The 23,881-nt window shown below is 69.1% G+C and carries 24 protein-coding genes; 14 read left to right on the top strand and 10 right to left on the bottom strand.

Annotated features, from left to right (window positions below; genetic code table 11):
* Window positions 1-4: 4 nt before the first annotated feature.
* The 7 genes from U5817_RS24395 to gpmI form a co-directional block, all read right to left on the bottom strand.
* Window positions 5-751 carry an ABC transporter ATP-binding protein gene (locus U5817_RS24395; protein ID WP_407279142.1) on the bottom strand — a complete coding sequence of 249 codons (747 nt, stop codon included), beginning with the start codon at window positions 749-751 and terminating at the stop codon, window positions 5-7.
* An 81-nt stretch (window positions 752-832) separates the two neighbouring features.
* Window positions 833-1,429: a lipocalin family protein gene (locus U5817_RS24390; protein ID WP_407279141.1), complete on the bottom strand. Its 597-nt coding sequence runs from the start codon at window positions 1,427-1,429 to the stop codon at window positions 833-835.
* The gene (gene tmpT / locus U5817_RS24385; RefSeq protein WP_407279140.1) at window positions 1,408-2,046 is read right to left on the bottom strand and encodes a thiopurine S-methyltransferase; all 639 of its coding nucleotides are present in this window, start codon (window positions 2,044-2,046) and stop codon (window positions 1,408-1,410) included. The genes U5817_RS24390 and tmpT overlap by 22 nt, the downstream gene beginning before the upstream one ends.
* A gap of 33 nt (window positions 2,047-2,079) precedes the next feature.
* A complete protein-coding gene (locus tag U5817_RS24380; RefSeq protein WP_169125276.1) occupies window positions 2,080-2,751 on the bottom strand; it encodes a transglutaminase family protein in 672 nt (223 codons plus the stop codon).
* Between the two features lie 169 nt (window positions 2,752-2,920).
* Window positions 2,921-3,283, bottom strand: coding sequence for a cupin domain-containing protein (locus U5817_RS24375; RefSeq protein ID WP_169125275.1), 363 nt, complete (start codon window positions 3,281-3,283; stop codon window positions 2,921-2,923).
* A 57-nt stretch (window positions 3,284-3,340) separates the two neighbouring features.
* On the bottom strand, window positions 3,341-3,604 hold the full coding sequence (locus U5817_RS24370; protein WP_169125274.1) for a KTSC domain-containing protein: 264 nt from the start codon (window positions 3,602-3,604) through the stop codon (window positions 3,341-3,343).
* Window positions 3,605-3,704: 100 nt separating this feature from the next.
* The gene (gene gpmI, locus U5817_RS24365; RefSeq protein ID WP_407279139.1) at window positions 3,705-5,348 is read right to left on the bottom strand and encodes a 2,3-bisphosphoglycerate-independent phosphoglycerate mutase; all 1,644 of its coding nucleotides are present in this window, start codon (window positions 5,346-5,348) and stop codon (window positions 3,705-3,707) included.
* A gap of 212 nt (window positions 5,349-5,560) precedes the next feature.
* Between gpmI and U5817_RS24360 the strand changes: the two genes are divergently transcribed.
* The 6 genes from U5817_RS24360 to U5817_RS24335 all read left to right on the top strand — a co-directional run bounded on the left by U5817_RS24360 (window position 5,561) and on the right by U5817_RS24335 (window position 12,571).
* Window positions 5,561-5,809 (top strand): FitA-like ribbon-helix-helix domain-containing protein, encoded by a 249-nt coding sequence (locus U5817_RS24360; protein WP_407279138.1) that lies wholly within the window; start codon window positions 5,561-5,563, stop codon window positions 5,807-5,809.
* Window positions 5,806-6,246, top strand: coding sequence for a type II toxin-antitoxin system VapC family toxin (locus U5817_RS24355; protein ID WP_407279137.1), 441 nt, complete (start codon window positions 5,806-5,808; stop codon window positions 6,244-6,246). Before U5817_RS24360 ends, U5817_RS24355 begins: the two co-directional genes overlap by 4 nt.
* The gene (locus tag U5817_RS24350; RefSeq protein ID WP_407279136.1) at window positions 6,233-7,132 is read left to right on the top strand and encodes a LysR family transcriptional regulator; all 900 of its coding nucleotides are present in this window, start codon (window positions 6,233-6,235) and stop codon (window positions 7,130-7,132) included. The genes U5817_RS24355 and U5817_RS24350 overlap by 14 nt, the downstream gene beginning before the upstream one ends.
* 197 nt (window positions 7,133-7,329) lie before the next feature.
* Window positions 7,330-9,099 (top strand): NAD(P)H-dependent oxidoreductase subunit E, encoded by a 1,770-nt coding sequence (locus tag U5817_RS24345; RefSeq protein ID WP_407279135.1) that lies wholly within the window; start codon window positions 7,330-7,332, stop codon window positions 9,097-9,099.
* Window positions 9,096-11,903, top strand: coding sequence for a formate dehydrogenase subunit alpha (gene fdhF, locus U5817_RS24340; protein ID WP_407279134.1), 2,808 nt, complete (start codon window positions 9,096-9,098; stop codon window positions 11,901-11,903). The genes U5817_RS24345 and fdhF overlap by 4 nt, the downstream gene beginning before the upstream one ends.
* 188 nt (window positions 11,904-12,091) lie before the next feature.
* Window positions 12,092-12,571: a ProQ/FINO family protein gene (locus U5817_RS24335; protein WP_407279133.1), complete on the top strand. Its 480-nt coding sequence runs from the start codon at window positions 12,092-12,094 to the stop codon at window positions 12,569-12,571.
* Window positions 12,572-12,611: 40 nt separating this feature from the next.
* On the opposite strand, the gene U5817_RS24330 is transcribed toward U5817_RS24335, so the two are convergent.
* A complete protein-coding gene (locus U5817_RS24330; RefSeq protein WP_407279132.1) occupies window positions 12,612-14,249 on the bottom strand; it encodes an ATP-binding domain-containing protein in 1,638 nt (545 codons plus the stop codon).
* Between the two features lie 295 nt (window positions 14,250-14,544).
* On the opposite strand from U5817_RS24330, the gene U5817_RS24325 reads away from it, so the two are divergent.
* The 6 genes from U5817_RS24325 (at window position 14,545) to U5817_RS24300 (ending at window position 20,378) form a co-directional block, all read left to right on the top strand.
* Window positions 14,545-16,152 carry a methyl-accepting chemotaxis protein gene (locus U5817_RS24325; protein WP_407279131.1) on the top strand — a complete coding sequence of 536 codons (1,608 nt, stop codon included), beginning with the start codon at window positions 14,545-14,547 and terminating at the stop codon, window positions 16,150-16,152.
* Window positions 16,153-16,422: 270 nt separating this feature from the next.
* On the top strand, window positions 16,423-16,803 hold the full coding sequence (locus U5817_RS24320) for a hypothetical protein (protein ID WP_339380053.1): 381 nt from the start codon (window positions 16,423-16,425) through the stop codon (window positions 16,801-16,803).
* Window positions 16,804-17,027: 224 nt separating this feature from the next.
* Window positions 17,028-17,783 carry a molybdate ABC transporter substrate-binding protein gene (gene modA / locus U5817_RS24315; RefSeq protein ID WP_407279130.1) on the top strand — a complete coding sequence of 252 codons (756 nt, stop codon included), beginning with the start codon at window positions 17,028-17,030 and terminating at the stop codon, window positions 17,781-17,783.
* 13 nt (window positions 17,784-17,796) lie between these two features.
* Window positions 17,797-18,468 (top strand): molybdate ABC transporter permease subunit, encoded by a 672-nt coding sequence (modB, locus tag U5817_RS24310; RefSeq protein ID WP_407279129.1) that lies wholly within the window; start codon window positions 17,797-17,799, stop codon window positions 18,466-18,468.
* A complete protein-coding gene (modC, locus tag U5817_RS24305; protein WP_407279128.1) occupies window positions 18,465-19,571 on the top strand; it encodes a molybdenum ABC transporter ATP-binding protein in 1,107 nt (368 codons plus the stop codon). The genes modB and modC overlap by 4 nt, the downstream gene beginning before the upstream one ends.
* Before the next feature lie 165 nt (window positions 19,572-19,736).
* Window positions 19,737-20,378: an MBL fold metallo-hydrolase gene (locus tag U5817_RS24300; protein WP_407279127.1), complete on the top strand. Its 642-nt coding sequence runs from the start codon at window positions 19,737-19,739 to the stop codon at window positions 20,376-20,378.
* A 154-nt stretch (window positions 20,379-20,532) separates the two neighbouring features.
* Here U5817_RS24300 and mscL read toward each other — a convergent pair whose 3' ends face one another.
* Both mscL and U5817_RS24290 read right to left on the bottom strand, forming a co-directional pair.
* Window positions 20,533-20,961: a large conductance mechanosensitive channel protein MscL gene (gene mscL, locus U5817_RS24295; protein ID WP_169125260.1), complete on the bottom strand. Its 429-nt coding sequence runs from the start codon at window positions 20,959-20,961 to the stop codon at window positions 20,533-20,535.
* 141 nt (window positions 20,962-21,102) lie between these two features.
* Window positions 21,103-21,723, bottom strand: a complete 621-nt coding sequence (locus U5817_RS24290; protein ID WP_169125259.1) for a trimeric intracellular cation channel family protein — start codon at window positions 21,721-21,723, stop codon at window positions 21,103-21,105.
* A 163-nt stretch (window positions 21,724-21,886) separates the two neighbouring features.
* On the opposite strand from U5817_RS24290, the gene U5817_RS24285 reads away from it, so the two are divergent.
* Window positions 21,887-22,768 (top strand): branched-chain amino acid ABC transporter permease, encoded by an 882-nt coding sequence (locus U5817_RS24285; RefSeq protein ID WP_407279126.1) that lies wholly within the window; start codon window positions 21,887-21,889, stop codon window positions 22,766-22,768.
* A 17-nt stretch (window positions 22,769-22,785) separates the two neighbouring features.
* Entirely contained in the window at window positions 22,786-23,745 is a 960-nt protein-coding gene (locus tag U5817_RS24280; RefSeq protein ID WP_407279125.1) for a branched-chain amino acid ABC transporter permease, read from the top strand.
* Window positions 23,746-23,881: the final 136 nt, after the last annotated feature.

Genomic DNA, 23,881 nt, shown 5'->3' with positions numbered 1-23,881 from the left:
GGCGTTACCAGCTCAGCTCGGAGGCCGCCTTGCGGCGCTCGTTGCGTTCGATGCGCACGACGTGGCCGTCGCCGAAATGCACGACCCGGTCCGCCATCGCCGCGATCACCGCGTTGTGCGTGATCACAACCGTCGTCGTTCCCAGCTCGCGATTCACGCGCGCGATCACCTCCAGCACCATCACGCCGGTTTGCGCATCCAGCGCCCCGGTCGGCTCGTCGCACAGCAGCACCTGCGGCCGCTTCGCCACCGCCCGCGCGATCGCCACGCGCTGCTGCTCGCCGCCCGACATCTGACTCGGGAAGTGATCCATGCGCGGCGCGAGCCCCACCAGCGCCAGCGCCTCCTCGGGCGTCATCGGGTCGTGCGCGATCTCCGTCACCAGCGCGACGTTCTCGCGCGCCGTGAGGCTGGGGATCAGGTTGTAGAACTGGAACACGAAGCCGACATGCTCGCGCCGGTACTGCGTCATCGCCGCGTCGTCATCGACGGTTAGGTCGTGCTCCGCGTAGCGCACCGTCCCGCTCGTCGGCGTGTCCAGCCCGCCGAGGATGTTCAAGAGCGTCGACTTGCCGCTTCCCGACGGCCCCAGCAGCACCACCAGCTCGCCCGCGTACAGGTCGAGATCCACCCCGCGCAAGGCGTCCACGCGCACCTCGCCCATCTGGTACACCTTGGTGAGGCCGCGCGCCTCGAAGATGGGGCGCGGAGCGGGGGAGGACAGCGGGGGAGGGGAGACTTGCTCCGGCATGCGAAGCTCCGGCGTCATTACGCTAGGAGCATAGCCCGGCAGGGTCTGGATGTCGCGAGCGATGTCGCACGCGATGCGAACTTAGTCCGCCTGCCGCGTCATCTCCAGCCGCGACAGATCGAAGCCCCGCGCGGCGAGGCGGGTGCGCAGCGCCTCCAGGGCCTGCGGGTCGACGGTCGGCGTGCGCGACAGGATCCACAGATATTCGCGCCGCGGTTCGCTGACCGCCGCGAGGCGGTAGTCCGGGTCGAGGTCGATCACCCAGTAGTCGCCCCACACGGCGGGGATGAAGGACAGCCACGCGGGGGCGAAACGCACCTTGAGCCGCGGCGAGTCTGCCTCGCCGATCTGGCGGGCGGTGCCGATCGCCTCGTCGAGCGCACCGTCGGCCGTCCTGCAGCGGTTGGCGACGCGCACCCGTCCGTCCTCCTGCAGCCGATACTCGGCTTGCGTGAAGCCCGCGCAGTGACGCTGGAAGCGGTTCGGATACTTGGCGATTTCGTACCACGTGCCCATGTAGCGCGGGACATCCAGCGCCTCGATGCTCGTCAGCGCGGGTTGGGGGGGCTCCGCCGTGGCGGCCGGCGCATGCGCGCCCAGCACGAGCGCCGCGAGCAGGATGGGGAGGGCGGACGCCACGGGCATCGCCGGGCGCGTCAGGCCATCTTCAGCAGCCACACGCTTTCCTTCGCCGGGGTCTTCCCCTTCAGGCCACCCTCCACGTCGAGGTGCGCGAGCCGGGTCAGGTGGTAGCGGCCTTCGTAATGGAGGCGCACTTCGTCGGCGTCGATCGAGAACGGCGGGCCTTCGTGCTGGCGCGGGTCGTACTCGAAGCAGATGAGGAGCTGCGGCGCGCGCTGCGTGATGTCCGCCAGATGGGCGGCATAGCGGTGGCGCATGGCATTCGGCAGGGCGACGAGGGCGGCGCGGTCGTAGACGGCATCGACCGGGCCGAGCGTCTCGCGCTTCAGGTCGAAGAAATCGCCGACGTAGACGTCGATATCCGGGGCGGCATAGTGATCGAGCGCGCCGACGCGTGTCACCGTGGGCTCGACGCCCAGTTCGGCGAAGAGCTGCGCGATCGCGAGCGGGCTGAGCTCCGCGCCGACGACGCGATACCCTTGCGCGAGCAGCCAGTGGATGTCGAGCGTCTTGCCGCACAGGGGCAGGAAGATGCGGCTGCCCGGGCCGCGCGCGAGGGCGCCGAAATGTTCGACGAGCAGGGGATTGGCGTCGCTGCCGTGGAAGCCGATCTCGTTGCGTTCCCACTTCGAATGCCAGAAATCCGGCTCCATTGCTGATGTCTCCCGAGTTGCGAGTGCGATGCGCTAGGCGGGCGGGTTTTCCCTTTCCACGTCCGCGAGGAAGTCCGCCGCCCGCATCTGCTCGGCCTGTTCCAGCCACACAGGATAATGCGTGCGGAAATCGGCGGAGATCTGCGACAGTGGTACGTCGGAATAATAGCCGCGCTGGTGCACGTACTCCATGTGCTGGTTTCCGCTGCGGTCGAACGCATGGTAGATCGAGTCGCTGCGGCCGTCGAATTCCAGCGGCAGCAGGCCGAAGCGCTCGCACAGGGCGAGGTTGAAGGCCGGCGTGGCCTTGTACCAGTCGCCGTCGATGAGGATCTCGGTGTAGCCGTGCCAGCGGTACAGGTCCGAGCCGAAAGTCTGGCGCATGCGTTCGGTGCTGAGGTGGTTGCGCACGTCGGCATAACCGGGGCGCGCGGGAATGCCCGCGGCGCGGCACGCGGCGGCCAGCAGCGTGGCTTTCGGCACGCACCAGCCGGCCCCGGTGGCGAGGACGCTGCTCGCCTTCATGCCGGTTTCCGTCAGGTCGATGCGGTAGGGGTCGTAGCGGAAGCCGTCGCGCACCGCGTAGTACAGCGATACCGCGCGCTCGCGCACGTCCTTGCCGCGACAGTGCGTGCTCGTGAAGTCGAGGACGTCCGGGTGGTCGCTGTCGATCAGTGCGGTGGGCGAAAGGTAAGCCTGGGTCATCGAGTTGTCTCCTGCGGCGTAATTGTTTGAAGGCCACTCATTTTATGATGACACGGACAGGCGCTTTTGCGTTCCCGGGGATCCGGATGTCCCCGGGGCGCGACCTGACCGACCCCGTGCGCCCACCGGCAGGCGGCGCAGGCAGTCGGCAGCAGCTTGCGGCCGGGCCTCAGCCGCGCTCGATCAGCACGTAGTGCTTGCGCACCGGTTCCAGTACCTCGAACAGGCCGGTGAAGCCCGCCGGGATCACGCACGCGTCGCCGGGACCGAATTCACGCGCGACGCCGGCATCGTCGATGATGCGGATGCGTCCTTCGAGCACGTGGAAGAACTCATCCTTGCCGTCCGCGAAGGCGATCCGCCACGCGCCCGGTTCGCAGCTCCACGTGCCGGCCGACATGCCCGCGTGTTCGTAGTGGTTCCACGTCGTGCGCAGCGGATTGCCGGCGACGAGGCGCTCGGGCCGCGGACGGTCATAGGCCGGCGGCGTGGTCGCGACGGTGAAGGCAGTGAGGGACTTGGGCGTGCTCATCAACGAGTATCCAGTGGTGCGTACGCGCTTGGGCAGGGGGGCGACCGGGCGCAGTCCCTATTTCCGGAAAAGCTCGTCGAGCGGGTTCGCGCGCTTGACGCCGTCCCCGGCCGAGACGGCCTTGCCGGTGTATTCCTCTTCGATGTTGTCGCGGTAGTAGCTCCACGCGGCGCCCGAGTTCGACAGCCGCCGCCAGACTTCCTCGCCGACCCCGGTGTAGTCGATCAACTGTCCGTTGTCGAGTTCGACGCGCAGGCGCCGCTCGCGCGGCTCGTATCCGATCGCGCGCAGCTTGCCCGCGCTGATGCGTTTCATTTCCATCGCAGGCTCCACAAACATCCACGAGCGCTCATTTTGCCGCAGGCGGGGGGAGGCGAGGAGGGACGTCGCACGGCCGTTCCTCCTCGCAACGAGCCGCGCCTCAGCGCACCTCCAGCAGGCTTCCGTCCCAGGCGTCGTGTTTCTCGAAGCCCATCAGGTTCGCCACCGTCGCCGCGATGTTCGACAGGCCCGCGCCCTCGACGGCCTTCAGCCCCAACCTGCCGCCGCTGACGTTGTCGTAGAGGATCAGCGGCACCGGGTTGAGCGTATGCGCCGTCTTGGCCTTGAACGAGCCGTCCGGGTTCTGCGCCGGTTGCTTGGTCTTCTTGTCGAGCTCGAACATCTCGTCGGCGTTGCCGTGGTCGGCGGTGATCAGCGCGACGCCGCCGGCCGCGTCGATCGCCGGCAGGAGGCGGGAGAGCGCCAGGTCGACCGCCTCGATCGACATTGTCGCGGCGCGGAAGTGGCCGGAGTGGCCGACCATGTCGCCGTTGGCGTAGTTGCAGCGCAGGAATTTGTACTGGCCCGAGCGGAGCGCGGCGATCATCGCATCGGTGATCTCGGCGGCCTTCATCCACGGGCGCTGCTCGAAGGGCACGACGTCGCTCGGCACTTCCTGCCAGGTCTCGCCATCGAACTTGTTCGAGCGGTTGCCATTCCAGAAGTAGGTGACGTGGCCGAACTTCTGCGTCTCGGAGCAGGCGAACTGGGCGACGCCGCTCTTCGACAACCACTCGCTCATGGTGTCGCGGATCGCCGGCGGATCGACGAGGAAGCGCTTCGGCAGCTTCAGGTCGCCGTCGTACTGCAGCATGCCGGCGTAGGTGACCTTGGGCACGCGCACGCGGTCGAACTTGTCGAACGCCGGGCCTTCCTCGAAGGCGCGCGTGATCTCGATCGCGCGGTCGCCGCGGAAGTTGTAGAAGACCACCGCGTCGCCGTCCTCGATGGCGCCGACCGGCTGGCCGTCCCTGGCGATGACGAAGGCCGGCAGGTCCTGGTCGATCGTGCCCGGGTGCTGCTCGCGCAGCGCGCGCACGGCCTGCGACGCGCTCGCGAACTGCTCGCCGCGGCCCAGCACGTGCGTGTGCCAGCCCTGTTCGACCATCTTCCAGTTGGCGTCGTAGCGGTCCATGGTGATCGTCATGCGCCCGCCGCCGGAGGCGATCTGCGCATCGAAGCCGCCGGCCTGCAGCTCGGTGAGGAAGGCTTCGAAGGGTTCGACGTATTCGAGCGCGCTGGTCTCGGGCACGTCGCGGCCGTCGAGCAGCGCGTGGATGCGCACGGCCTTGACGCCTTCGTCGCGCGCGCGCAGCACCATCGCCTTCAGGTGGTCGATGTGGCTATGCACGTTGCCGTCGGAGAAGAGCCCGATGAAATGCAGCACGCCACGCCCGGCCTTCGCGCCGGCGACGATCTGCTGCCACGCTTCGCCCTGCCAGATCGCGCCCGAGGCGATCGCGCCGGCCACCAGCGCCGCGCCCTGGGAATACACCTGGCCCGCGCCGATGGCGTTGTGGCCGACTTCCGAGTTGCCCATGTCCTCGTCCGAGGGCATGCCGACCGCGGTGCCGTGCGCGCGCAGCAGCACGTGCGGGTAGCGCGCGAACAGCGCGTCGAGCGTCGGCTTCTTCGCCGCGGCGATCGCGCTGCCAACGTCGTTCTTGGGAACGCCGTAGCCATCCATGACGATGACGACGACCGGGCCGGGGATGCCGGGGAAGGACGGGAGCTTTTGCAGCATTCTGGGAAGTCCTGTGTTGGGGCGTGAAACCCTGCATTTTAGCGAAGGTGCTCGCATGTTCCGCACGAGAACGTTACGGAATGGGCAGGCGTGGTGGGGCGCGTCGGGGCCGACAGATGTTCGCGCGCGCCGTCTCACGACTCGTGCCACCCAGTGTTTGCCCGGTTTGCAGTCAATGCATAAAATACAGTCAGTGCTTGATGGAGGGCTTCATGGCGACGATGACAATCCGCAATATCGATGACCAGCTCAAGGCGCGGCTGCGGGTGCAGGCGGCGGTCCATGGACGGTCGATGGAGGACGAGGCGCGCGACATCCTGCGCGCCGCACTGTCGGTCGAGCCGGCGCGTGGATCGTCGCTGGTGGCTGCCATCCGTGCCCGGATCGAGCCCTTGGAGGGAGTTGAACTGGAACTGCCTGCTCGTGAACCGATGCGCGAACCGCCGGAACTGGGGCGATGATCGTCCTCGACACCAACGTGTTGTCGGAACTGCTGCGCCCTGCCCCGGAGCGCCGAGTCCTGGCATGGTTGGCGGTTCAGCCCCGGTCGGCCTTGTTTACGACGACGGTAATCCGGGCAGAGATCCTGTACGGAATCAGCATCTTGCCCGACGGCGCGCGCAGGCAGGCGCTGCTGAGTGCGACGCGTGCGATCTTCGAGGAAGACTTTGCCGGACAGGTGTTGAGCTTCGACAACGACGCGGCCGATGCGTACGCTCAGATCGCGGCGTCGAGAAGGGCACAGGGCAAGCCGATCAGCCAGTTCGACGCGATGATCGCTGCCGTGGCGCGATCCAGGGGCGCCGTTCTCGCGACCCGCAATGTGAAGGACTTTGTCGACTGCGGAGTCGACGTGATCGATCCGTGGAGCCAGGCGGGCACCCATGATCGCCCGTAAATACCTCTACCTCCTGGCCCTCGCGCGCGAGCGGCATTTCGGCAAGGCGGCCGAGAGCTGCCACGTGTCGCCGTCCACTCTGTCGGCCGCGATCCGCGACCTGGAGGACGAACTGGGCGTTGCGCTGGTCGTTCGCGGGCAGCGCTTCGCCGGGCTGACGGCGGAGGGCGAATGCGTCGTCGCGCATGCGAAGCGCGTCGCCGCGGGCGCCGACGACCTGCGCCACGAGCTGGGCATGCTGCGCGACGGGCTGCGCGGGCCACTGCGCATCGGCGTGATCCCGACGGCGCTGCCGGTGGTCGCGTCGCTGACGGGCGCTTTCGCCGATGCGCACCCGGCCGTCGCGATCGAAGTGGGCTCGGCGAGTACGCAGACCATCCTCAACGCGCTGCGCAACTTCGAACTGGAAGCCGGCGTCGTGTACGCCCATTCGGCGGACGCACCCGACCTGAAGTACTGCCCATTGTGGCGCGAACAGCTCGTGTTCCTGACGACGTCCGTTGCGGCATCGCGCGACGAGGCGATCACATGGGAAGCCGCCGCCCGCCAGCCGCTGTGCCTGCTGTCGCGCGACATGCAGAACCGCCAGACCATAGACCGCGTGTTCGAGTCCCTCGAATGCACGCCGCACGTCGGACTGGAGACGAACTCCATCCTCAGCCTGCTCGCACACGTGCGCACCGGACGCTGGTCCACGATCCTCCCGCGCAGCGTGCTCGGGCTGGTCGGCGACCCGGCGGACATGTCCGCCCGGCCCCTCGTGAAACCAGCGGTCGCGTGGGAAACGGGTCTCGTCACGCTGCGGCGCGATCCGAGCTCGCCGCTCGTCGAAGCCGTGCTCGAGGCGGCGCGCGCGCTCCCCGCGTCGTTCGGAAAAAGCGAATAGGTCTTCGGCAGATTCCGCTTTTCTCGCCCTGAGCACTGCACTATTGTTCCCGTCGACCCGGCCGCGGCCGGTGTCCCGTCGTAGGGCGGGAGGAGCCGGAGGCGTATCCCGCCGCTCGGCGATTGAACGGCGGGACACGCCGCACGCCTCCCGCCCTGCGTTTCGAGCGGATGTGCAGTGTGGGTACGGCAAACGATATGGCGAACATCGTGGATCAGGCAGGGCAGGGCGGACTTTCCGGTAAAGGTTCAGGAGGAGGTCGTGGTGAAAAAGCCGGAAAGGGCGGCGGGGAGCGCGGTCGCCGGCGCGAGCCGCTGCCCGAATCCGCGCTCGCTGCCGCTGCCGCGGCGCTCGCGGCCGACCTCGACGCCGGCATCACGCCGCGCGCCGACCGCCTGATCGAATACCTGCACCGCCTGCAGGACACCCACGGCGCGCTGCACGCGGACCACCTCGCGGCGCTCGCCGAGGTCCTCAAGCTCGCGCGCGCCGAGGTGTTCGAGGTCGCGACCTTCTACCACCATTTCGATTTCGTGCCCGCGGGCGCCGAAGCGCCGCCGGCGCTCACCGTGCGCGTGTGCGACTCGCTCGGCTGTGCGATGGCGGGCGGCGCGGAACTCGCGGCTTCGCTCGCGAGCCGCCTCGGTGCCGACGTGCGCGTGCAGCGCGTGCCCTGTGTCGGCCGCTGCGATTCCGCGCCGGTCGCGGTCGTCGGGCAGCAGCCGGTGCTGCAGGCCGACGCCGACAAGGTCGCCGCGGTCGTCACGAGCGGCGGGCGCGACGAGGCCCTGCCGGACGCGATCCGCTTCGACGCCTATCGTGCCGCGGGCGGCTACGCGCTGTGGGAAGCGGTGCGCAGCGGCGCACGCGACACGGAATCCATCGTTGCCGCGCTTGATCACGCGGGTCTGCGCGGTCTCGGCGGTGCCGGCTTTCCGGCCGCACGCAAGTGGCGCACGGTGGCCGCCCAGCCGGCGCCGCGCAACATGGCGGTGAATATCGACGAAGGCGAACCCGGCACCTTCAAGGACCGCCACTACCTCGCGACCGATCCCCACCGCTTCATCGAAGGCATGCTGATCGCCGCGCGCGTCGTCGGCATCGCCGGCATCTGGATCTACATCCGCGACGAATATCCCGCACTGCGGCGGCTCCTCGCCGAGGAACTGGATCGCGTGCGCGCCGAGTGGCCGGAGCTGCCGCCCATCGAACTGCGCCGTGGCGCCGGCGCCTACGTGTGCGGCGAGGAGTCGGCGATGATCGAGTCGATCGAAGGCAAGCGCGGCATGCCGCGTCTGCGCCCGCCCTACGTCGCCGAGGTCGGCCTGTTCGGCCGCCCGACGCTGGAGCACAACCTCGAGACGCTGTGGTGGGTGCGCGACATCGTCGAGAAGGGTGGCGACTGGTTCGCGGGCTTCGGCCGCAACGGGCGCAAGGGCCTGCGCAGCTACTCGGTCAGCGGCCGCGTCGCGAAGCCCGGCGTGATCGTCACCGACGCCGGCATCACGTTGCGCCAGCTCGTCGATGAGCACTGCGGCGGCATGCTCCCCGGCCACGAGCTGTACGGCTATTTCCCCGGCGGCGCCTCGGGCGGGATCCTGCCGGCGAGTCTCGCCGACGTCCCGCTCGACTTCGACACCCTCGCGCCGCACGGCTGCTTCATCGGCTCCGCGGCCATCGTCGTGTTCTCGCAGCACGACCAGGCGCGCGTGCTCGCCGAGAACGCGATGGAATTCTTCGCCCACGAATCCTGCGGCCAATGCACGCCCTGTCGTGTCGGCACCGCGAAGGCGGCCGAGCTGATGAAGGCGCCGCAGTGGAACGCCGGGCTCCTCACCGAACTCGGAAGGACCATGATGGACGCCTCGATCTGCGGCCTCGGCCAGGCCGCGCCCAACCCGATGCAATCCGTGCTGCGTTTCTTTCCGCACGAGGTCGCCGCCCAGCAGCAGGAGCAAAGCGCATGAACGCCGCCGACATCATCCGCTTCGAACTCGACGGACGCGAGATCGACGCCGTTCCCGGCGAATCCATCCTGCAGGCGGCCAGCCGCGCCGGCGTCGAGATTCCGCACCTGTGCTACACGGACGGCCTGCGCGCGGACGGCAACTGCCGCGCCTGCGTCGTAGAGATCGACGGCGAGCGCGTGCTGGCGCCCTCGTGCTGCCGCGCGCCCAAGCCCGGGATGAAGGTCAAGGCCGAGAGCGAACGCGCCCGCGCCTCGCAGCGCATGGTGCTGGAACTGCTGCGTGCCGACGTCCCGGCCGAAGCCGAGAAGGCCGACTCCGAGCTCGCGCACTGGTGCGACGAGCTGGGCGTGAAGGAGTCCCGCTTCGCGCCGCGTGAACAGCCGGCGCCCGACCGCAGCCATCCCGGCATCGCCGTGAACCTCGCCGCCTGCATCCAATGCACGCGCTGCCTGCGCGCCTGCCGCGAGGAACAGGTGAACGACGTCATCGGTCTCGCGCGCCGCGGCGCCGACACCGCCATCGTGTTCGACTTCGGCGATCCGATGGGCACCTCCACCTGCGTCGGCTGTGGCGAATGCGTGCAGGCCTGTCCGACCGGCGCGCTGCTGCCCGCGGCGCTCGCGACCGCCGCGCCCGAACCCGCCGTGGTGCTCGGCGCCTTCGCCGAACCCATCACCACGCCCGCAGCAGTCACCGAGACGAAGGCCATCGACTCGCTGTGCCCCTACTGCGGCGTCGGCTGCCAGACCACCTACCACGTCGCCGGGGAAGGCGCGCAGGCGAAGATCGTCCACGTCGTCGGCCGCGACGGCCCGGCGAATGCAGGCCGCCTGTGCGTCAAAGGCCGCTACGGCTTCGGCTACCCGCGCCATTCGCAGCGCCTCACGAAACCGTTGATCCGCAAGCCCGGCATCCCGAAGGCCGTCGACCTCGATCCGGCCAACCCGCTCGCGGCCTTCCGCGAAGCGAGCTGGGAGGAAGCGCTCGACTTCGCCGCTGCCGGCCTCGCGCGCATCAAGGCCCAGCACGGCCCGCACGCGCTTGCCGGCTTCGGCTCCGCGAAAGGCAGCAACGAGGAGGCCTACCTCTTCCAGAAGCTCGTGCGCGCGGGCTTCGGCACGCACAACGTCGACCACTGCACGCGCCTGTGCCACGCGTCCTCGGTCGCCGCACTCCTGGAAGGCATCGGCTCCGGCGCGGTGTCGAACCCGGTGCGCGACGTCGAGTTCGCCGACGTGATTGTCGTGATCGGCGCCAACCCGGCCGCGAACCACCCGGTCGCCGCGTCCTTCATCAAGAACGCGGTGGAGCGCGGTTCGAAGCTCGTGCTGATGGATCCACGCGAAACCCCGCTCGCCCGCCACGCCCACCGCTTCCTGCAGTTCCGCCCCGACGCCGACGTCACGCTGCTGCTGTCGCTCGCCTGCGTGATCATCGAGGAAGGGCTCACCGACGAGGCCTTCATCGCCGCGCGCACCGAAGGCTTCGACGCCTTCCGCGCCGCCGCGCTGCAATTCCCGCCCGAGCGCGTCGAAGCGGTCACCGGCATCCCTGCCGAAACCGCGCGCGAAGTCGCCCGCCTTTACGCCAAGGGCCCCAACAGCATCATCTTCTGGGGCATGGGCGTGTCGCAGCACACGCACGGCACCGACAACTCGCGCTGCCTCATCGCGCTCGCGCTGATGACCGGCCAGATCGGCCGCCGCGGCACGGGCCTGCACCCGTTGCGCGGCCAGAACAACGTGCAGGGGGCGTCCGACGCCGGCCTGATCCCGATGATGTTCCCCGACTACCAGCGCGTCGCCGATCCCGCGATCCGCGCGAAGTTCGAGACGTTGTGGGAGACGCCGCTCTCGGACAAGCCGGGCCTCACGGTCGTCGAGATCATGGACGCCGCGCTCGCCGGCGAGATCCGCGGCATGTACATCGAAGGCGAGAACCCCGCGATGTCCGACCCCGACCTCGCGCACGCCCGCGCCGCCCTCGGCGGGCTCGATCACCTCGTCGTGCAGGACCTCTTCCTCACCGAGACCGCGATGCTCGCCGACGTGATCCTGCCCGCGTCCAGCCTGATGGAGAAGACCGGCAGCTTCACCAACACCGACCGCCTCGTGCAGCTCTCGCAGCCGGTGCTGCCGCTGCCCGGCGACGCGCGCCCCGACTGGTGGATCATCCAGCAGATCGCGCAGCGCCTGGGCCTGCCCTGGGACTACGAGGGGCCCGCCGAAATCTTCGATGAACTGCGCCAGGCGCTGCCCGCCTACGCCGGCATCACCTGGGCGCAGCTCGAAGCGGAAACCGCCGTCGTCGCGCCGAAGTTCACCGAGGACGGCCCGTCCTACCCCGTGCTGTTCGAAAACGACTTCCCGACCGCCAGCGGCCGTGCGCGCTTCGTCGCCGTCACGCCGCTGCCCGCGGCGGAATTGCCCGACGAGGCCTTCCCCTTCGTGCTCACCACCGGCCGCGTGCTCGAACACTGGCACACCGGCTCCATGACGCGCCGTGCCAACGTCCTCGACGCGCTCGAACCGCAGCCTTGGTGCACGGTGCATCCGGACGACCTCGGCGCGCTCGGCCTGTCCTCGGGCGAGACGATCACCCTTGAAACACGCCGTGGCGGGATCAGGCTGGAGGCCCGCGCCGACCGCGGCATGCAGAAGGGCTCGATCTTCATGCCCTTCTGCTACGTCGAGGCAGCCGCGAACCTGCTCACGCAGCCGGCGCTCGATCCCTTCGGCAAGATACCGGAGTTCAAGTACTGCGCCGCCAGGATCACCACCAAGGAAGCTGTCGAAACCTGACCCTGCGCCGGCAAGCCGCAGGCCGCGAGCGTCTGCCCGACGGACGAATGCGCCGAGACAGGCGCCGCGTGTGCCTGCCCCGACGCCGTGATCGTCCGACTGCCCGAATCCCGCTTTCGATACGGCCTCAACGACCATTTTCATGCGATGATGCCGCTTTTCGTCCGCAGTCCCAGCGCCTTCCCGCAATGAATACCGAAACGACTCCCGAAGCCCTCAGCCCGCAGCCCCAAGCCGAGGCCAAGGAAGCAAAGCCCGCCGGCCTCGACGCCCGCGGCCTGCTGCAGAAGCTTCAGGAAATCTCGCCGACCTTCGGCGAAGTCAAACCGCTCGCGCTGCGCATCGACAAGGCCATCGCCGAGCGCTTCCCAGACGTCGACCGCAAGGTCATCCGCAGCGCGATGCGCATGCACACCGCGACGACGCGCTACCTCAAGGCGGTCGAGAAGGCCCGCGCGCGCTTCGACCTCGACGGCAAGGAAAGCGGCGAAGTCACCGAGGAGCAGCGCCAGCACGCCGCGCAGACGCTCAAGGAGCGTTTCGCCGATGTCGCCAAGCGGAAGAAGGCCGCGGCAGAAGCCGAACGCGAGCGTCAGCGCGCCGAGGAAGCCGAGCGGCGCAAGGGCGAGAAGCTCGCCCAACTCGTCGGCAAGTTCTCCAAGCGCTGAGCAGCGCTCGCTGTCCGGTCGCGCGTGACGGTGGCGGACCTCAGTCCAGCCGCCGCGTCAGTACCGTCGCCGCGCGCTCCGACAGCACCATGATCAGCTTCATCCCCGCCCGCGTCGCGCCGACGAAGAGCTTGCGCACCGTCAGGGGATCCAGCACCTCGAAATCGATCTCGGTAAAGATCACGCAGGGGGCAGCCTGGCCCTTGAAGCGGTAGACCGAGTCGATAAGGAAGTCGCCGTCCGAATACACCGGGTTGCCGAGCAGGTCGTAGGTGCCCGTGAAAGCCTTGAGACGGTGTGCCCCGAGCCGGTCGAAAGGCGTGAACACCGAATGCTCGCGCCCACGGAAGGTGATCGTCGCGATCATCTCGCGGCGAAAGCCCAGCCCGATGGCGCGGGTCATCGCGCGTTTGGTGGCGTCGACCAGCCCGGCCGTGTCGGTCCAGGTCAGGAACTCCACGTCGGAGCCGCTGAGCGGACTGCCCGCCTCGAGCGCGTGTGGCAAGGGCAGCATGCGGTTCAGCGCGGCGAGGATGTCGCCGGGGCTGCGGTAGTTCCTGTCGCTGGTGATGCGCACCCAGCCCGGCAGCTCGACGGGCGGGCGGTCGTACAGGTTCTGCAGGGGGTCTTCGAGCCACCACGCCCGGCCGGCGGGTCGCAGCAGGCGCAGCAGCGCGTCGCGCCACTCCTCGCGGAAATCCTGCCCTTCGTCGACGATCAGCTCGTCGAAGTGCCACGCCGCGCCCGGATCGAGCGAGCGGAAGCGCTGTTCGATGCGGGTGAAGGCGTCGGGCAGGCGGAAGTTCGGCACCTCGCCGTGCGTGCGCAGCACGCGGTCGCACAGCTGATGGTAGGTGGCGATCTCCCCGCCGGGCGGCGCGATCAGCGCGATGTGGTCGGCGAGCGGGCGGTTGTAGCATACGTATAGTGGTCGCCGCCCCGCCGCGAGCGCGTCGCGGAACACCGCCATCGCGAGCTGCGTCTTGCCGCTGCCGGCGGTGCCCGTGACGCGCAGGCGGAAGGGCTCCATCTCGATGCGCCGCGCCCATTCCGCCAGTCCGCCGGCCAGCCGCGTGTACAGCGCCTCGGCCTGCCCGACGATCGCGTTCACCTCCGGCACCAGTTCCAGCTCATTCGTGAGGAAGCGGTGGATGTTGTCGAGCACCACGCGGTCGCGCACCTCGTCGCGCAGCAGGCTCTGCACGACCGCGACGAGGTGCTGGCGGCGGCTTGCGTCGACGATACGAGCCGGATCGACGCCGGCGCTGCCGGGCTGGCGCACCGTGTAGTCGGGGCAGTAGAGCAGGCTGTCGATGCGCGCCTTGTGGCCCTTCAGGAACACCCCGAGGCGCTCGCGCAGCTGGTCCGCGCTGCGTGCCATCTGCACGCCAACGTTCTTCTTCGCCTTCGCGTAGGTCTTCACCAGCCCGTCCTGCGTCTCGTCGAGGAAGCCCGACTTCTGCTCGATCAGCAGCAAGCGCCCGCTGGGGCCGACGACGACGAAGTCGATCTCGCCGAACAGCGCGTGCTCGCGGTCCACCCGCGTCCAGTGGATGCCGTGATAGACCGCATGGTCGTCCGGGAGTCCTTCCGCGAGCGTCGCGAGCGTCTCCAGCTCGCGCGCCAGCGCGCCGCTCGCGGGGATGCGTTGCCAGCCTTCGGGGTGGATGCGTGCCATCGTCGAGGTCTCCGGGAGTCGTGAAAAGCAGGCGTCGAGTGCCAATTATTGCATTGCCGGTCAGCCCGCAACGCGTGATTCAATGCCAAGTGCGTAGCCCAAGAGGATTATCCGTCGGTCGGGATCATTACAGGCTGGGGACATCGCTCGGGCGCCCCATTCTGGGTGCCTAAGTGCTTGGGCATTCGCACAAAAATACCCTTAATAAAGGCGTGGTTAAGACGTTAAGATCCCAGCACGGGGCAGAAATCGCGGTCTCGCAATAGCAACATGCAAAATGTCAGGGAGCCGAACAATGAGTGTCAAACACCGATTGCTGGTCATGGTAGCCATCGCCCTCATCATGCTCGCCACGGTGATGGGGATCGCGCTCTACCGCATGAGTCACCTCGCCGATTTCCAGGATGACGGCTTTGCGAAGACGCAGACCCAGGCGAGCGCGGCGGAGGCCTCTTACCTGGGGGCCCAGTTCTATCAGATCTTCGCCGACACGATCATCAATCGTGACATCGACGCGGCCAGGAAGGAATTCGCGGCGCTTTACGCCGAGGCTGGCAGCGACCTGCAGCGGCTTGCCGAGGCTGCCGACACGCCCGAGGAGAAGGCCGCGGTGGCCGCGGCCCGCAAGGACGTCGAGACGATCGTCACGCTGTTCGAAAAGCGCCTGCTGCCGGCCCTCAACGCCGGCAACGAGGTCGATCCGGCGATCCATGCGATCGACGACGAGGCCGATGCCACGGTGAGCCGCATCCGCGAGCAGCTGGCCAAGGTCGCCGAGTCGATGGGGCGCGAGGCGCTCGACGCCGACAAGCACTTCGACGAGGAGCGTAGCCGGACGCTGGTCGAGATCGCCATCATCGCCGCGGTCGCCGCGATCGCGCTGGCCGTGTATGCGGCGTTTGTACTGCGCTCCATCCTCAAGCCGCTGCAGATCGTGCAGAACGCCGCCGAGCGTATTGCGGCGGGTGATCTGACGCACGCCTTCGAAGTGGACGGCCGCGACGAGCTGGCCAAGGTGCTCGCCGCCTGTCGCACGATGCAGGGCAACCTGCGCGAGATCGCCTCGAACCTGCAGGAGCACGCCGAGGGACTCGCGTCGATGAGCGAGCAACTCGCGGCGACGACCACGCAGCTTTCCGGCTCCACCGAGCAGCAGTCGCAGGCGGCGTCCTCGATGGCGGCATCGGTCGAGGAAATGTCGGTGAGCATCTCGCAGGTCTCCGATCACGCCAAGGATGTGCGCGCCGCCGCGACCGAGTCGGGGCGCAAGTCCGCCGAAGGGCACGAGATCGTCACGCGCATGGTGGAAAGCGGACGGGTCACCGCTTCCGCAGTGACCCACACGGCTGAGCAGATCCGCATGCTCGGCGGCTTCTCCGACCAGATCTCGTCCATCGTCGCGGTGATCCGTGACATCGCGGACCAGACCAACCTGCTGGCGCTCAATGCGGCGATCGAGGCCGCGCGCGCCGGCGAGCAGGGCCGGGGCTTCGCGGTCGTCGCCGACGAGGTGCGCAAGCTCGCCGAGCGTACGGGCAAGTCGACGCAGGAGATCACCGAGATGATCTCGCAGGTGCAGAACGTCACCCGTGACGCCGTTGCCAGCATGGAAAAGGTCGTGAATCACATGGGCGACGTCGACAGCTTGTCGCGCGAAGCGGGCGCCGCGATCAGCGCGCTCACCGACCAGGCGCGCCAGGTCGTGTCCGCCGTCGAGGACATCACCAGCGCGCTGCACGAGCAGTCGACCGCGAGCAACGAGATCGCCCGGCGTGTCGAGCAGACCGCCCAGATGAGCGAGGAGAACAGCGCCGCGGTGAAGGAGACCGCGACCGCTGCCCACCAGCTCGAAGGCGTCGCGGCCCGCCTGCAGACCACCGCCGGCCGCTTCCGCCTCGCCTGAGTTCCACCCGCCGCGCTCGCCGCGCGCCTGCGTCACCCGCTCCCTGACCACCTTTCGCCCCCGCGCCGCGACCGCCACGGTCCGCGCCCGGGGGCGTGCCTTTTTCCGTCCGGTGCGACCGCTGACGCGGGATGCAGAGAAAACGCGGGTGCATGTCCGACAGGTGAGTAAATGCAAACACCATTCATCGGGTGGCGTCGCGGTATACAATGGCGGGCTGCAGCATCGCTCTCATGTCCGCCTTGCGGACCCACCAGCAGGAGTCTGTTCGTGAAGAAAATTTTCGCCCTCACCCGCGTCATCGTCGCCGCGGGAATGGTCGCTTCCATCGCCCCCGCAGCCTTCGCGGCCGATGCCGCCGTCAAGACCGTCGCCGCCGTGTATCAGGAAAAGGCCGAGCTGTCGGGCAAGGCGATCCAGGTCAGCGGCAAGGTCGTCAAGGTGAACAACGGCATCATGGGGCGCAACTTCGTCCACGTGCGCGACGGTTCGGGCGATCAGGCCACCAACAACCTCATCGTCACGAGCAAGGACACGGCCGCGGTCGGTGACGAGGTCGTCGTGACCGGCAACGTCAAGCTCGACCGCGACTTCGGCTCCGGCTACATGTACCCGCTGCTGGTCGAGGACGCGACCATCACGAAGAAGTAAGCGTCAGATTTCCGGGGGCCGGCGGCGCAATGCGGCCGGCCGTGCCGGCGTCGGCACCCGCCGTGGCGCCTTCCCGCCGGTTTGCGGCGCAAATGTCGCAAGCCCGACAACGCATCACCCCGCTCTATCCCGAAAGCCGCACCCCGGGGGGCTTGCGCTCGTGGCATGCTATTCGCTCTCAGCACTCAGGGGGCGCACGCAGCGCATATCGGGAGCCCGCTTCGATGATTTCGGCAGTCCGCAGATTCCTGGCCGCAACGGCCCTCGCATTGGGGGGCGCGCACGTGTTCGCCGCGGAGGTGCAGGTCGCGGTCGCCGCGAACTTCACCGCGCCGATGCACAGGATCGCCGCTGCGTTCGAGCGCGACACCGGCCACAAGGCCCGGCTGGCCTTCGGCGCGAGCGGCAAGTTCTACGCGCAGATCCGCAACGGCGCACCCTTCGAGCTCTTCCTGTCGGCCGACGACACGACGCCGGCGAAGCTGGAGGAGGAGGGGGCGGCGGTCGCGGGCAGTCGCTTCACTTACGCGATCGGCAGGCTTGTGCTGTGGTCGGCGCAGGCCGGCGTGGTCGACGACAAGGGCGAGGTGCTCAGGCGCGGCGCCTTCGCACATCTTGCCGTCGCGAATCCGAAGACCGCCCCCTACGGCGCGGCGGCGCTGGAGGTCATGCGCAAGCTGGGTGTCGCCGAGGCGCTCGCGGCGAAGCTCGTGACGGGCGAGAACATCGCGCAGACGCACCAGTTCGTCGCCAGCGGCAATGCCGAGCTCGGCTTCGTCGCGCTGTCGCAGGTGTGGGACGACGGTCGGCTCAAGGGCGGGTCGGCCTGGATCGTGCCCGCCGGGCTGCATGCGCCGCTGCGCCAGGACGCCGTGATCCTCGCCCGCGGGCGCGACAATCCGGCCGCGCGGTCGCTCGCGGACTACCTGCGTGGGGCGCAGGCGGCCGCGATCATCAAGTCCTACGGTTACGGACAGTGAGACGAGCGGGGCGATGATGAGTGCGGCCGACCTTGCGGCGATCCGCCTGACGCTGGAGCTGGCGGCCGTCACCACGGCGATCCTGCTGGTGATCGGCACGCCCGTCGCATGGTGGCTCGCACGCACGCGCTCGCGCCTGAAAGGCGTGGTCGGCGCCGTCGTCGCCTTGCCGCTGGTGCTGCCGCCGACGGTGATCGGCTTCTACCTGCTGCTGTTGATGGGCCCGCACGGCCCGGTCGGGCAGCTCACGCAGGCGCTGGGAATCGGCCTGCTGCCCTTCAGTTTCGCGGGCCTCGTCATCGGCTCGGTGTTCTATTCGCTGCCCTTCGTCGTGCAGCCGTTGCAGCAGGCCTTCGAGGCCATCGGCGAGCGGCCGCTGGAGGTCGCCGCCACGCTGCGCGCGGGCGCGCTCGACACCTTTTTCAGCGTCGTCCTGCCGCTCGCGCGCCCAGGCTTCGTCACCGCCGCGGTGCTGGGTTTCGCGCACACCGTCGGCGAGTTCGGCGTCGTGCTCATGATAGGCGGCAACATCCCGGAGAAGACGCGCGTCGTGTCGGTGCAGATCTACGACCACGTCGAAGCGCTCGAATACGCGCAGGCGCACTGGCTGTCCGCCGGCATGGTGGTGTTCAGCTTCCTCGTGCTGTTCCTGTTGCACAGCCGCAAGCGCGGGAGCGTGCGATGAACCCCGCCGCGACAGTTCAGGCTCGCGATTCCGGCATCGAGGCACGTTTCCGGCTCGTGTGGTCCGGCTTCGCGCTCGATGCGGCGCTGCAGCTGCCCGGGCGCGGCGTGAGCGCGCTGTTCGGGCATTCGGGTTCGGGCAAGACGACGCTGCTGCGCTGCCTCGCGGGCCTGGAGCGCGCGACGGACGGCTATCTCGCGGTGCGCGGCGAGCTGTGGCAGGACGACGCGCGCGGGGTGTTCGTGCCGACGCATCGCCGTCCGCTCGGCTATGTGTTCCAGGAGGCGAGCCTTTTCCCGCATCTGTCGGTGCGGCGCAACCTCGAATTCGGCCAGAAGCGCGTCGCCACGGCCGAGCGCCGCGTCTCGCTCGATTTCGCGATTGAACTGCTGGGCATAGCCCCGCTGCTCGAACGCATGCCTGAGCGGTTGTCGGGCGGCGAGCGCCAGCGCGTCGCGATCGCGCGTGCGCTGGCGACCAGCCCGCGCCTGCTGCTGATGGACGAGCCGCTCGCGGCGCTCGACGCGCAGCGCAAGGCGGAGATCCTGCCTTACCTGGAGCGCCTGCACGGCGAACTGGACATTCCGGTGGTGTACGTGAGCCATGCGCCGGAGGAGGTTGCGCGGCTCGCTGATCACGTGGTGCTGCTGCGCGACGGGCGGGTGCTGGCGTCCGGCGCGATCGACGAGGTGATGCCGCGCCTGGATCTCCCCTTCGCCCACGACGAGGACGCCTTCGTCGTCGTCGATGCGCAGGTCGCGGAGCGCGACGAGCGTTTTGCGCTGACGCGCCTCGAATTCGGCGGATTCCCGCTGTGGATCACCGGTCTGGACGTGCCGCTCGGGGCGCAGGTGCGCGCCCGCGTGCTGGCGCGCGACGTCAGCCTCGCGCTCGCGGAGCGCCACGATTCGAGCATCCTCAACGTGCTGCCCGCGCGTGTGGTGTCGCTCGACGACGCGAGCCCCGGACGCACGCTGGTGCGCCTGGACGTCGCCGGCCGTGCGCTGCTCGCGCGCATCACGAAGCGCTCCGCGGTGCAAATGGGTATCGCGCCGGGCATGAGCCTGTTTGCGCAGGTCAAGGGCGTGGCGCTGCTGCGCTGATGCTGGGGGCGGCAATCCCTGCTGTGGGAGCGGCTTCAGCCGCGAATCGGCGATCCAGCTGGTGATGCCGCTCATTCGCGGCTGAAGCCGCTCCCACAAGAGGCTCCGGGGTTCCGGTTCGACGCGCTAAACTGTCAGTCCTTGCAACCCGAATCCCTGCCCGCCATGATCCAGCTGCGCATCGTCCCCGTGACCCCCTTCGAGCAGAACTGCAGCATCGTGTGGTGCGACAAGACGATGCGGGGGGCGGTCGTCGATCCGGGCGGCGACCTGGAGCGCATCCGCGCCATGGCCGACAAGCTGGGGGTAACGATCGAGAAGCTGTTGATCACGCACGGCCATATCGACCATGCCGGTGGCACGGCGAAGCTCGCGCGCGAGCTGGGCGTGCCGGTCGAGGGGCCGCAGGAGGAAGATCGCTTCTGGATCGCCGGCATGCCGCAACAGAGCAAGATGTTCGGCTTTCCCGACGTCGAGTCCTTCGAGCCGGACCGCTGGCTGCACGACGGCGACACCGTGACTGTCGGCGAGGAGACGCTGCGCGTGATCCATACGCCCGGCCACACGCCCGGCCACGTCGTGTTCTTCCATGCGGACGCGCGGCTCGCGATCGTCGGTGACGTGCTGTTCGCGGGCTCGATCGGCCGCACCGACTTCCCCAAGGGCGATCACGCGACGCTGATCCACTCGATCCGCGAGAAGCTTTTCCCGCTCGGCGACGACATCACCTTCGTGCCGGGCCACGGCCCGACCTCGACTTTCGGCGACGAGCGCAAGAACAACCCCTACGTGGGGGACTACGCGTAAGAGCCTGGACGACCGGGGCGAAGGGCGGGAGTTCACCCGCCCTTCGCCCCGACTACCGCTGTGGGAGCGGCTTCAGCCGCGAATCGGCCGGCGGTGCCTGCTCATGCGCCGATTCGCGCTTGAAGCCGCTCCCACTGAGGGGCGGACGCCGGTTCTAACCGCGCTGCTTCAGCGCGTCACGGATCTCGCGCAGCAGCTTGACGTCTTCCGGTTCGGGGGCAGGCTCGGGCGGCGGTGCCGGCGGCTCGGCGCGCTTGAGCCGGTTCATGGCCTTGATGGCGACGAAGATCGCGAACGCGATGATGATGAAGTCGATGGTCGTATTGATGAAGGCGCCGTACTTCACCAGCGGCGCGCCGGCCTTTTCCGCCGCTTCCATCGTTTCGAAGGTCTTGTCGCCGAGGTTGACGTAGAGGTGCTTGAAATCGACGCCGCCGAGCATGCGGCCGACGATGGGCATGATCACGTCCTTGACCAGCGAATCGACGATCTTGCCGAAGGCGCCGCCGATGACCACGCCGACCGCCAGGTCGACGACGTTGCCGCGCATGGCGAACTCTTTGAACTCGCGCAGGAAACTCATTCTCGATAACCTCCCCGGGTGGTGGAATTGCGACGGTTCGGCCCGCTGGCCGTGCCGATGCGGCTAGTGTGCCATCTTTTGTGGCTGTCGCGCGCAGGCCGCGATTTTCATCCGGGATAGTCGCGTGTGCTGCGCGATGCCTTACATGCGCGCGCGGAACACGGGCAGGCGCCAGCCGAAGCGCATCGCCGAGAGGCGGATGCCGAGCACGACCGAGCCGGCGATGAGGGCCGCCCAGGCGTGCGCGACCTCGAATTCGGACAGCGCGACCAGCAGCAGCGCGCCGGCCCAGGACGCGGTGGCATAGAGTTCGCCACTGAACACCAGCGGCACCTCGTTGCATAGCACGTCGCGCACGATACCGCCGAAGGCGCCGGTGACGACGCCCATCAGGCTGGCGACGAGCCAGGGGGCGTCGAGGGCGAGCGCGGCCTGGGTGCCGCTCACCGTGAACAGCGCGAGGCCGATCGCGTCGGGCAGCAGGAACAGGCGTGCGGGCAGGCGCGTCACGCGCGCCAGCGCGAAGGCCGCAAGGCCCGCGAGCAGGGCGGTGACGAGGTAGCTCTGGTCGGCGATCCAGAAAACCTGGCGGTCGAGCAGCATGTCGCGCAGCGAGCCGCCGCCGAGCGCCGCCGCGAGGGCGACGACGATCATGCCGAAGAGGTCGAAGCGCTTGTTGCCGGCTTCCAGCACGCCTGCGGCGGCCTGCGCGGCGACACCGGCGAGGCCGATGCCATAAACGAGGGTGTCGATGGGACGCATCGGGCGAGCATAGCATTGCGGTGCCGCAAATCGCATCGGGCACGCGCAGCGTGCAAGGCACGGCCGGCTTGGCATAATCGCGCTTTGCCCCTGCCGCGGCAGCCCCTCCTGCCGGGAAACGCATGTCCTATTCACCTCCAGACACCAGCTCGCCGCGGCATCGATGACAACAGAAACCCTGATCCAGGTGTTCGCGAGCGGCGTCGCGACCGGCTGCGTGTACGGATTGGTCGCGCTGTCCTTCGTGCTGATCTACAAGGCGACCGGCGCGGTGAGTTTCATGCAGGGCGAGCTCCTCATGCTCGGGGCCTTCGTGGTGCTGGCCTTGCACGAGGCGGCCGGACTGCCGCTCGCCGCCGCGGTCATGCTCGGGGTCGCCGCGATGGCGGCCTGCGGGGCGCTGCTCGAGCGCACGGTGCTGCGCCGCACGCTCGGGCCGGCGCACCTGACGGCGCTGCTGTTGACCTTCGGGCTGGGGATGGTGATGCGTGGCACGGTCGGCGCGGTGCCTGCGGCCAGTCACGCGATGCATCGCCTGCCGCTGCCTTGCGCCGGCGCGAGCGTGCGACTGGGCGGCGCGATGCTGGCGGCCGAGCACCTCGCGGTGATCGCCGCGACGGCGCTGCTCGCCGGTGCGCTGACGCTGTTCTTCCGCCGTACGCGCGCGGGCCTGGCTTTGCGCGCGTGTTCGGAGAACGCCGACGTCGCCGCGCTGATGGGGGTGTCGGTGGCCGGGATGCACACGCTGGCGTGGGCGCTCGGCGCCGGGCTCGCCGCGGTCGCCGGGGTGCTGCTGGCGCCGGTCACCTTCATCCATCCGAACATGGGGCTGGTGGCGCTGAAGGCGTTTCCCGCCGCGGTGCTGGGCGGCATGACGAGCCTGCCGGGGGCGCTCGCGGGCGGGGTGTTCATTGGCGTGGTCGAGGCGCTCGCGGGGCTGGCGCTGCCCGAAGGGATGAAGGACGTCGTGCCCTACCTGCTGATGCTGGCGGTGCTGCTGCTGTTCCCGGGCGGCTTCGCGGCCGGCCTGCGGGGGCGGCCGTGAGTCGGGGGGCGGGCGGCATGGACGGCGCGCATGGCTCCCCGAGCCGGCCCGGGTTCGCGGCGTGGGCCGTGATCATGGCGCTTGCCGCGCTCGCAGTGTGGGTGCTGGGCGCGGACTATGCGCTTGCGCAGGCAGCCTTCGTGGCGACCTGGGCGATTGCCGGGCTGGGGGTGGTCCTCGTCGTGGGGCAGTGCGGCCAGGTTTCGCTGGGGCAGGGCGCGCTGCTCGGGCTGGGGGCGTACGCGCAGGCGGTGTTCGCGTTGCGCGGGGTGCCGGCGCCGCTGTCCTTGCCGCTTGCGATCGCCCTCGGCGCGGGTGGCGGGTGGCTGGCGAGCCTGCCGGCGCGGCGCTTGGGCGGGCTGTATTTCGCGATGAGCACGCTGGCCTTCGCGCTGGTGGTCGAGGAGGCGCTGGTGCGCTGGGAGTCGCTGACCCGCGGCGCGGCGGGCCTCGCGGTGCCGCCGCTGGCGCTGGGCGGATGGGTGGCGGAGACGCCGCTCGCCCAGGCGCTGGTCGCTTGCGTGGCGCTGGCGCTGGCGTGGCTGGCCTGCCGGCGCTGGGCGGCGTCGCGGCTGGGGCGGGCGTGGCGTGCGGTGCGCGAGGACGAGATCGCGGCGGCGGCGGCCGGCATCGACGTCGCGCGCGCCAAGACGCTCGCCTTCGTGCTGGGCGGCGGGCTATCCGGGCTGGGCGGCGCGCTGTATGCGCACTGGATCGGGTTCGTGAGCCCGGAGCAGTTCGGGCTGATGCTGTCGTTCGAGCTGCTGATGCTGGCCTTCATCGGTGGCGCCCGGCACTTGTCCGGCGCGCTGTGGGGCGCGCTGGTGGTCGTGGCCCTGCCGCAGGGGGTGTCGCTCGCGGTCGAGCGCCTGCCGCCGGGGCTGGCGGGGGCCGCGGGGATCGAGATGGCCTTGTTCGGTGCCGTGCTGGTGATCCTGGTGTTGCTGCGCCCGGGCGGCCTGGCCGGTTCGCGTTGAGCGGCCGGGGCCTTCCGGCGCAGCGCCCGTGCAGCCGTTCACTGGCGGACGACGCGCGCTGGCGTTAGCATTTGCTTACATTCCAGCTGCCGCGTGAGGCTTGCAAGCATGTTCGATGTTCGGGGCAGGCGTCGTC

Origin of the sequence: Aromatoleum evansii (genome assembly GCF_045689615.1) — a bacterium.
GTDB classification, from domain to species: domain Bacteria; phylum Pseudomonadota; class Gammaproteobacteria; order Burkholderiales; family Rhodocyclaceae; genus Aromatoleum; species Aromatoleum evansii.
The sequence above is the reverse complement of the archived record's forward strand: the minus strand, read 5'-3'. Positions and strand labels throughout refer to the sequence as shown.

Bases quoted from the DNA above. Each gene is read 5' to 3' on its own strand.
- U5817_RS24395 (WP_407279142.1), bottom strand. From the start codon at position 751: ATGCCGGAGCAAGTCTCCCCTCCCCCGCTGTCCTCCCCCGCTCCGCGC.
- tmpT (WP_407279140.1), bottom strand. From the start codon at position 2,046: ATGGAGCCGGATTTCTGGCATTCGAAGTGGGAACGCAACGAGATCGGC.
- U5817_RS24380 (WP_169125276.1), bottom strand. From the start codon at position 2,751: ATGACCCAGGCTTACCTTTCGCCCACCGCACTGATCGACAGCGACCAC.
- U5817_RS24375 (WP_169125275.1), bottom strand. From the start codon at position 3,283: ATGAGCACGCCCAAGTCCCTCACTGCCTTCACCGTCGCGACCACGCCG.
- U5817_RS24370 (WP_169125274.1), bottom strand. From the start codon at position 3,604: ATGGAAATGAAACGCATCAGCGCGGGCAAGCTGCGCGCGATCGGATAC.
- gpmI (WP_407279139.1), bottom strand. From the start codon at position 5,348: ATGCTGCAAAAGCTCCCGTCCTTCCCCGGCATCCCCGGCCCGGTCGTC.
- U5817_RS24360 (WP_407279138.1), top strand. From the start codon at position 5,561: ATGGCGACGATGACAATCCGCAATATCGATGACCAGCTCAAGGCGCGG.
- U5817_RS24355 (WP_407279137.1), top strand. From the start codon at position 5,806: ATGATCGTCCTCGACACCAACGTGTTGTCGGAACTGCTGCGCCCTGCC.
- U5817_RS24350 (WP_407279136.1), top strand. From the start codon at position 6,233: ATGATCGCCCGTAAATACCTCTACCTCCTGGCCCTCGCGCGCGAGCGG.
- U5817_RS24345 (WP_407279135.1), top strand. From the start codon at position 7,330: ATGGCGAACATCGTGGATCAGGCAGGGCAGGGCGGACTTTCCGGTAAA.
- fdhF (WP_407279134.1), top strand. From the start codon at position 9,096: ATGAACGCCGCCGACATCATCCGCTTCGAACTCGACGGACGCGAGATC.
- U5817_RS24335 (WP_407279133.1), top strand. From the start codon at position 12,092: ATGAATACCGAAACGACTCCCGAAGCCCTCAGCCCGCAGCCCCAAGCC.
- U5817_RS24330 (WP_407279132.1), bottom strand. From the start codon at position 14,249: ATGGCACGCATCCACCCCGAAGGCTGGCAACGCATCCCCGCGAGCGGC.
- U5817_RS24325 (WP_407279131.1), top strand. From the start codon at position 14,545: ATGAGTGTCAAACACCGATTGCTGGTCATGGTAGCCATCGCCCTCATC.
- modA (WP_407279130.1), top strand. From the start codon at position 17,028: ATGATTTCGGCAGTCCGCAGATTCCTGGCCGCAACGGCCCTCGCATTG.
- modB (WP_407279129.1), top strand. From the start codon at position 17,797: ATGATGAGTGCGGCCGACCTTGCGGCGATCCGCCTGACGCTGGAGCTG.
- modC (WP_407279128.1), top strand. From the start codon at position 18,465: ATGAACCCCGCCGCGACAGTTCAGGCTCGCGATTCCGGCATCGAGGCA.
- U5817_RS24300 (WP_407279127.1), top strand. From the start codon at position 19,737: ATGATCCAGCTGCGCATCGTCCCCGTGACCCCCTTCGAGCAGAACTGC.
- mscL (WP_169125260.1), bottom strand. From the start codon at position 20,961: ATGAGTTTCCTGCGCGAGTTCAAAGAGTTCGCCATGCGCGGCAACGTC.
- U5817_RS24290 (WP_169125259.1), bottom strand. From the start codon at position 21,723: ATGCGTCCCATCGACACCCTCGTTTATGGCATCGGCCTCGCCGGTGTC.
- U5817_RS24285 (WP_407279126.1), top strand. From the start codon at position 21,887: ATGACAACAGAAACCCTGATCCAGGTGTTCGCGAGCGGCGTCGCGACC.
- U5817_RS24280 (WP_407279125.1), top strand. From the start codon at position 22,786: ATGGACGGCGCGCATGGCTCCCCGAGCCGGCCCGGGTTCGCGGCGTGG.